The following is a 6,749-nucleotide window of genomic DNA, read 5'->3' as shown; positions in this document are numbered from 1 at the left end:
TTGATCTAGCTCTCTCAGGCCGGCATAATGGCCGGCCTGACTTCGTTCCAGGCCAGTAGCTCAATTGGCAGAGCGGCGGTCTCCAAAACCGCAGGTTGGGGGTTCGATTCCCTCCTGGCCTGCCAGATTTTTGAATGAATCTGGCGTTTCTTTTTACAGGATCCTTGCAGATGAATGCGAAGGCTGAAGCCAAAGAGTCCCGCTTTGACCTGGTTAAGTGGCTTCTGGCTGCTGCTCTGGTCCTGGTTGGTGTGGTAGGCAATCAGTACTTCTCGGCAGAGCCGATTCTGTACCGTGTTCTGGGATTGCTTGTTATTGCTGTATTGGCGGCATTCGTCGCTCTGCAAACGGCAAAAGGGCAGGCGTTCTTTGGGTTGGTAAAAGAAGCGCGTGTCGAGATTCGAAAAGTTGTCTGGCCCACGCGTCAGGAGACCACTCAGACCACTTTGATCGTGGTGGCTGTTGTTCTGGTTATGGCGTTGTTGCTCTGGGGGCTTGACTCCCTGCTGGGTTGGCTCGTTTCCTTGATTGTTGGTTAAAGGTGCGCCGTGGCTAAGCGTTGGTACGTTGTGCATGCTTATTCGGGTTACGAAAAGCATGTCATGCGCTCGCTGATTGAGCGAGTCAAGCTGGCCGGCATGGAAGATGAGTTCGGCGAGATTCTGGTCCCTACCGAGGAAGTGGTAGAAATGCGTAACGGCCAGAAGCGTAAGAGCGAGCGAAAATTCTTTCCCGGTTACGTTCTGGTCCAAATGGAAATGAACGAGGGGACTTGGCACTTGGTCAAGGATACGCCTCGGGTCATGGGCTTTATCGGTGGTACTGCCGATAAGCCTGCGCCTATCACGGATCGTGAGGCTGAGGCCATTCTGCGCCGTGTGGCCGACAGTGGTGACAAGCCCAAGCCGAAGACGCTCTTTGAGCCTGGCGAGGTGGTTCGCGTGATCGATGGGCCGTTTGCTGATTTCAATGGCGTCGTCGAAGAAGTCAATTATGAGAAGAGTCGGATCCAGGTGGCCGTGCTCATCTTTGGTCGCTCCACGCCGGTGGAGCTGGAGTTCAGTCAGGTCGAAAAGGCATAACTGACTAAAGCATCCCGTACCCCGCAGCCCTAGGCTGCGGGGTTTTGTCGTCATTGGGATAAACGCGAAAGCAATCGGGGAGCCTTCGGGCGTTTGCACCCGCAACTGGAGTTTTTCATGGCTAAGAAGATTCAGGCTTATATCAAGCTGCAAGTGAAGGCCGGTCAGGCCAACCCATCCCCGCCGGTCGGTCCGGCTCTGGGCCAGCACGGCGTGAACATTATGGAGTTCTGCAAGGCCTTCAATGCCCGTACTCAGGGTATGGAGCCGGGTTTGCCGACTCCGGTGATCATCACCGTCTATAGCGACCGTAGCTTCACGTTCGAAACCAAAAGCACCCCGGCTTCGGTTCTGCTGAAGAAGGCTGCTGGCATCAGCAGCGGTTCCAGCCGTCCGAATACCCAGAAGGTGGGTACCGTGACCCGTGCACAGCTGGAAGAGATCGCCAAGGCCAAGAAGGCTGATCTCACGGCAGCTGACCTGGACGCAGCCGTGCGCACCATCGCCGGCTCCGCTCGTAGCATGGGCCTCAATGTGGAGGGTGTATAATGGCTAAGCTTACCAAGCGCCAGAAGGCTATCGCCGCTAAGGTAGAAGCGGGCAAACAGTACGGCTTCGAAGAAGCTGCTGCTCTGTTGGCCGAACTCTCCACCATCAAGTTCAAAGAGTCCGTCGACGTTGCCATCAACCTGGGTGTTGATCCTCGTAAGTCGGATCAGGTCGTACGTGGCGCTACCGTTCTGCCGAACGGCACCGGCAAGAGCGTCCGTGTTGCGGTGTTTACCCAGGGGCCTGCTGCCGAAGCTGCACTGGCTGCCGGTGCTGACCGCGTAGGTATGGACGAGCTGGCCGCTGAGATGAAGGGCGGCGATCTCAGCTATGACGTGGTTATCGCCTCTCCGGACGCGATGCGTGTCGTTGGACAGTTGGGTCAGATTCTCGGTCCGCGCGGCCTGATGCCGAACCCGAAGGTCGGCACGGTGACCCCTGACGTAGCGACTGCCGTGAAGAATGCCAAGGCCGGTCAAGTGCGTTTCCGTACTGACAAGAACGGCATCATTCATGCTTCCGTTGGCAAGGTCGATTTCGAGCCGGCCAAGCTGAAGCAGAACGTCGAAGCGCTGGTCGCTGACCTGAAGCGTCTGAAGCCCTCTTCCTCGAAAGGCATCTATCTGAAGCGCGTGACCCTGAGCACCACCATGGGGCCGGGGCTGCAGATTGATCAGGCGTCGCTGGACGTGTAATGCATGGCGTGCCGGGTTTGCCCGGCACGCTTGAAAAATTGGGGTCCCTGCCTGGCGGGGGCTATCCAAGACCGTAGGCGGTGCAAGCCTTAAACGAAAAGCCTACGCAGATGGTGCTCCCGATTCGTACCGAATCAGACACCAAAACGCCGTCCGGCTTAGGCTGGACGAAACGGTAACATCCAGGAGTAAACCCGTGGCAATCAAACTCGAAGACAAGAAGGCCATCGTCGCTGAAGTCAACGAGGCTGCCAAAGCTGCCCTGTCCGCTGTCGTGGCCGATGCCCGTGGCGTGACCGTGGGGGCCATGACCGGACTCCGTAAAGAGGCCCGCGAGGCTGGTGTGTACGTGAAAGTCGTGCGTAACACCCTGGCTCGTCGCGCCGTTGCCGGCACTCAATTCGAAGTGCTCAACGACGTGTTCAAAGGCCCGACCCTAATTGCGTTCTCCAATGAACATCCGGGCGCTGCCGCTCGTATTTTCAAAGAGTTCGCCAAGGGTCAGGACAAGTTCGAGATCAAGGCCGCTGCGTTCGAGGGTCAGTTCCTCGCAGCCAACCAGATCGACGTGCTGGCAACTCTGCCGACCTACAACGAAGCCGTAGCCCAGCTGATGAGCGTGATTCAAGGCGCCACCAGCAAGCTGGCTCGTACTCTGGCGGCCATTCGCGACCAGAAAGAAGCCAGCGCAGCTTAAGCGCCGGACATCTTTCGAACCAAATATCGATTTCAGATGGCCGCAGGCCGTCGCTTAAATTACAGGAATTAGAGTCATGGCTCTGACCAACGAAGATATCATCAACGCCGTATCCGAAATGTCCGTCATGCAGATCGTTGAGCTGATCAAGGCGATGGAAGAAAAGTTCGGCGTAACTGCCGCTGCTGCTGTGGCTGCCGGCCCGGCTGCCGCTGCCCCGGTTGCTGAAGAGCAGACCGAGTTCACCATCGTTCTGGCCGAGGCTGGCGAGAAGAAAGTGAACGTGATCAAGGTCGTGCGTGAGCTGACCGGCCTGGGCCTGAAAGAAGCCAAGGCTGTCGTTGACGGCGCCCCGGGTGTGGTCAAGGAAGGCGTTTCCAAAGAGGAAGCCGAAGCTGCCAAGAAGGCCTTGGAAGAAGCTGGCGCCAAGGTCGAGCTCAAGTAAGCGAAGACCTTGCGTCAACAGCCCGAGCGACTCGCGTAAGGCTGACGGCTGGTGGCTTATGCCACCGGCCTTTTTCCGTTATAGGCAGTCTGTTGCCTTTAATGGACTCCGCCCCGATAGGGCGGCGCAAACCGAAAGGGTTGCACGATTTTCTGGCCGCTCCCGCCGGGAGAGGCCAAACAAGCAGGTGACCAAGCTGGGGAACGCTGATGGCTTACTCATACACTGAGAAAAAACGTATCCGCAAGGACTTTAGCAAGTTGCCGCACGTCATGGATGTGCCCTACCTCCTGGCCATCCAGCTGGATTCGTACCGCGAATTCCTGCAGGCGGGAGTGTCCAAGGATCAGTTCCGCGACGTCGGCCTGCATGCGGCCTTCAAGTCCGTTTTCCCGATTATCAGCTATTCCGGCAATGCCGCTCTGGAATACGTTGGCTATCGCCTCGGCGAACCGGCTTTCGACGTCAAGGAGTGCGTACTTCGTGGCGTAACCTTTGCCGTGCCGTTGCGCGTGAAAGTGCGCTTGATCATTTTCGACAAAGAGTCGTCGAACAAAGCGATCAAGGACATCAAGGAGCAGGAAGTCTACATGGGGGAAATCCCCCTGATGACCGAAAACGGTACCTTCATCATCAACGGTACCGAGCGGGTCATTGTGTCCCAGCTGCACCGTTCCCCGGGCGTGTTCTTCGACCACGACCGTGGCAAAACCCATAGCTCCGGCAAGCTGCTCTATTCCGCCCGGATCATTCCCTACCGCGGCTCCTGGCTGGATTTCGAGTTCGATCCGAAGGACTGCGTCTTCGTTCGTATCGACCGCCGTCGCAAGCTGCCGGCGAGCGTTCTGCTGCGCGCGCTGGGTTACAGCACCGAAGAAATCCTGGATGCGTTCTACGACACCAATGTCTTCCATGTACGTGAAGACAAGCTCAGCCTCGAACTCGTACCGCAGCGTCTGCGCGGCGAGATTGCCTCGTTCGATATCAAGGACGAGAAGGGCAAGGTCATTGTCGAGCAAGGCCGCCGTATCACCGCGCGCCACATCAACCAGATCGACAAGGCCGGCATCAAGGAGCTGGAAGTTCCGCTCGACTACGTATTGGGTCGCACCACCGCGAAAGCCATTGTCCATCCGGCTACCGGTGAGATCATTGCCGAGTGCAATACCGAGCTGACCACCGACCTGCTGGTGAAGATCGCCAAGGCTCAGGTCGTTCGTCTCGAGACGCTGTACACCAACGACATCGATTGCGGTCCGTTCATTTCGGACACCTTGAAGATCGACAGCACCAGCAATCAGCTGGAGGCATTGGTCGAGATCTATCGCATGATGCGTCCTGGCGAGCCGCCGACCAAGGATGCCGCAGAGACCCTGTTCAACAACCTGTTCTTCAGCGCCGAGCGTTACGATCTGTCCGCTGTCGGCCGCATGAAGTTCAATCGCCGTATCGGTCGTACTGAAATCGAAGGTTCCGGCGTCCTGAGCAGGGAAGACATCGTCGAGGTCCTGAAGACGCTGGTCGACATTCGTAACGGCAAAGGCATCGTCGACGATATCGACCACCTCGGTAACCGTCGCGTCCGTTGCGTTGGCGAGATGGCCGAGAACCAGTTCCGCGTAGGTCTGGTGCGTGTCGAGCGTGCGGTCAAGGAACGCTTGTCCATGGCGGAAAGCGAAGGCCTGATGCCGCAGGACCTGATCAACGCGAAGCCGGTTGCGGCCGCGGTGAAAGAGTTCTTCGGTTCCAGCCAGCTTTCCCAGTTCATGGACCAGAATAACCCGCTGTCCGAGATTACCCACAAGCGCCGCGTTTCCGCGCTCGGCCCAGGCGGTTTGACGCGTGAGCGTGCGGGCTTCGAGGTGCGCGACGTGCACCCGACCCATTACGGTCGCGTGTGCCCGATCGAAACGCCGGAAGGTCCGAACATTGGCCTGATCAACTCGCTGGCAGCCTATGCTCGCACCAACCAGTACGGCTTCCTCGAGAGCCCGTACCGTGTGGTCAAGGAAGGTCAAGTAACCGACGAGATCGTGTTCCTCTCCGCTATCGAAGAGGCCGATCATGTGATCGCGCAGGCTTCCGCGACGTTGGACGAGAATGGCCGTCTGGTAGACGAGTTGGTGGCCGTGCGTCACCTGAATGAGTTCACCGTTAAGGCGCCGGAAGACGTGACCCTGATGGACGTGTCGCCGAAGCAGGTCGTGTCGGTGGCTGCATCGCTGATTCCGTTCCTCGAGCACGACGACGCCAACCGTGCGCTCATGGGGTCGAACATGCAGCGTCAGGCCGTGCCGACCCTCCGTTCCGACAAGCCGCTGGTCGGCACCGGTATGGAGCGTAACGTGGCACGTGACTCCGGGGTCTGCGTGGTTGCACGTCGTGGCGGCGTGATCGACTCCGTGGATGCCAGTCGTATCGTGGTTCGCGTCAACGATGATGAAGTCGAAACCGGTGAGGCCGGCGTCGACATCTATAACCTGACCAAGTACACCCGTTCGAACCAGAACACCTGTATCAACCAGCGTCCGCTGGTTCAGAAGGGTGACAAGGTTTCGCGCAGCGATATCCTCGCCGATGGTCCGTCTACCGACATGGGTGAACTGGCGCTTGGCCAGAACATGCGCGTCGCCTTCATGCCTTGGAACGGCTACAACTTCGAGGACTCCATCCTTCTGTCCGAGCGTGTGGTTCAGGAAGACCGCTTCACCACGATCCACATCCAGGAACTGACCTGCGTGGCGCGTGACACCAAACTCGGCCCGGAAGAAATCACCGCGGATATCCCCAACGTGGGTGAAGCTGCGCTGAACAAGCTGGACGAGGCTGGCATCGTCTACGTCGGTGCGGAAGTCGGTGCTGGCGACATTCTGGTTGGCAAGGTCACGCCGAAGGGCGAGACCCAGTTGACTCCGGAAGAGAAGCTGCTGCGTGCAATCTTCGGCGAGAAGGCTTCCGACGTGAAAGACACCTCCCTGCGCGTGCCGACCGGCACCAAGGGTACCGTCATTGACGTGCAGGTCTTCACTCGCGATGGCGTGGAGCGCGACTCCCGTGCCCTGGCCATTGAGAAGATGCAGCTGGATGAAATCCGCAAGGATCTCAACGAAGAGTTCCGCATCGTCGAAGGTGCCACTTTCGAACGTCTGCGTTCCGCTCTGGTTGGTGCGACCGCCGAAGGTGGTGCAGGCCTGAAGAAAGGCACTGTTATCACGGACGAAGTTCTCGACGGCATCGAGCGCGGTCAGTGGTTCAAGCTGCGTATGGCTGACGATGCGCTG

Annotated in this window: 7 protein-coding genes and 1 tRNA gene; all 8 read left to right on the top strand. The window is 58.3% G+C overall.

Translation table 11 applies throughout. The annotated features are described in order from the left end of the window. Nucleotides 1-49: 49 nt before the first annotated feature. Nucleotides 50-125: transfer RNA gene (locus tag PIN01S_RS26020), tRNA-Trp, on the top strand. 45 nt (nt 126-170) lie between these two features. Further along, nucleotides 171-539 (top strand): preprotein translocase subunit SecE, encoded by a 369-nt coding sequence (gene secE / locus PIN01S_RS26015; RefSeq protein WP_084339820.1) that lies wholly within the window; start codon nt 171-173, stop codon nt 537-539. Nucleotides 540-548: 9 nt separating this feature from the next. Continuing rightward, nucleotides 549-1,082, top strand: a complete 534-nt coding sequence (gene nusG / locus PIN01S_RS26010; protein ID WP_084339819.1) for a transcription termination/antitermination protein NusG — start codon at nt 549-551, stop codon at nt 1,080-1,082. Between the two features lie 117 nt (nt 1,083-1,199). Next, on the top strand, nt 1,200-1,631 hold the full coding sequence (gene rplK / locus PIN01S_RS26005; protein WP_084339818.1) for a 50S ribosomal protein L11: 432 nt from the start codon (nt 1,200-1,202) through the stop codon (nt 1,629-1,631). Next, nucleotides 1,631-2,326 carry a 50S ribosomal protein L1 gene (rplA, locus tag PIN01S_RS26000; protein WP_084339817.1) on the top strand — a complete coding sequence of 232 codons (696 nt, stop codon included), beginning with the start codon at nt 1,631-1,633 and terminating at the stop codon, nt 2,324-2,326. Before rplK ends, rplA begins: the two co-directional genes overlap by 1 nt. Nucleotides 2,327-2,522: 196 nt before the next feature. Continuing rightward, nucleotides 2,523-3,023 carry a 50S ribosomal protein L10 gene (gene rplJ / locus PIN01S_RS25995; protein WP_084339816.1) on the top strand — a complete coding sequence of 167 codons (501 nt, stop codon included), beginning with the start codon at nt 2,523-2,525 and terminating at the stop codon, nt 3,021-3,023. A gap of 76 nt (nt 3,024-3,099) precedes the next feature. After that, nucleotides 3,100-3,468, top strand: coding sequence for a 50S ribosomal protein L7/L12 (gene rplL, locus PIN01S_RS25990; protein ID WP_084339815.1), 369 nt, complete (start codon nt 3,100-3,102; stop codon nt 3,466-3,468). Nucleotides 3,469-3,677: 209 nt separating this feature from the next. After that, nucleotides 3,678-6,749, top strand: a 3,072-nt coding sequence (rpoB, locus tag PIN01S_RS25985) for a DNA-directed RNA polymerase subunit beta (RefSeq protein ID WP_084339821.1), incomplete at its 3' end; no start/stop codon positions are given.

Origin of the sequence: Pseudomonas indica NBRC 103045, from assembly GCF_002091635.1 — a bacterium.
Taxonomy (GTDB): domain Bacteria; phylum Pseudomonadota; class Gammaproteobacteria; order Pseudomonadales; family Pseudomonadaceae; genus Pseudomonas_M; species Pseudomonas_M indica.
The sequence above is the reverse complement of the archived record's forward strand: the minus strand, read 5'-3'. Positions and strand labels throughout refer to the sequence as shown.

What these genes read in the sequence shown, in the direction of transcription:
- secE (WP_084339820.1), top strand. Translation starts at nt 171, where the DNA reads ATGAATGCGAAGGCTGAAGCCAAAGAGTCCCGCTTTGACCTGGTTAAG.
- rplK (WP_084339818.1), top strand. Translation starts at nt 1,200, where the DNA reads ATGGCTAAGAAGATTCAGGCTTATATCAAGCTGCAAGTGAAGGCCGGT.
- rplA (WP_084339817.1), top strand. Translation starts at nt 1,631, where the DNA reads ATGGCTAAGCTTACCAAGCGCCAGAAGGCTATCGCCGCTAAGGTAGAA.
- rplL (WP_084339815.1), top strand. Translation starts at nt 3,100, where the DNA reads ATGGCTCTGACCAACGAAGATATCATCAACGCCGTATCCGAAATGTCC.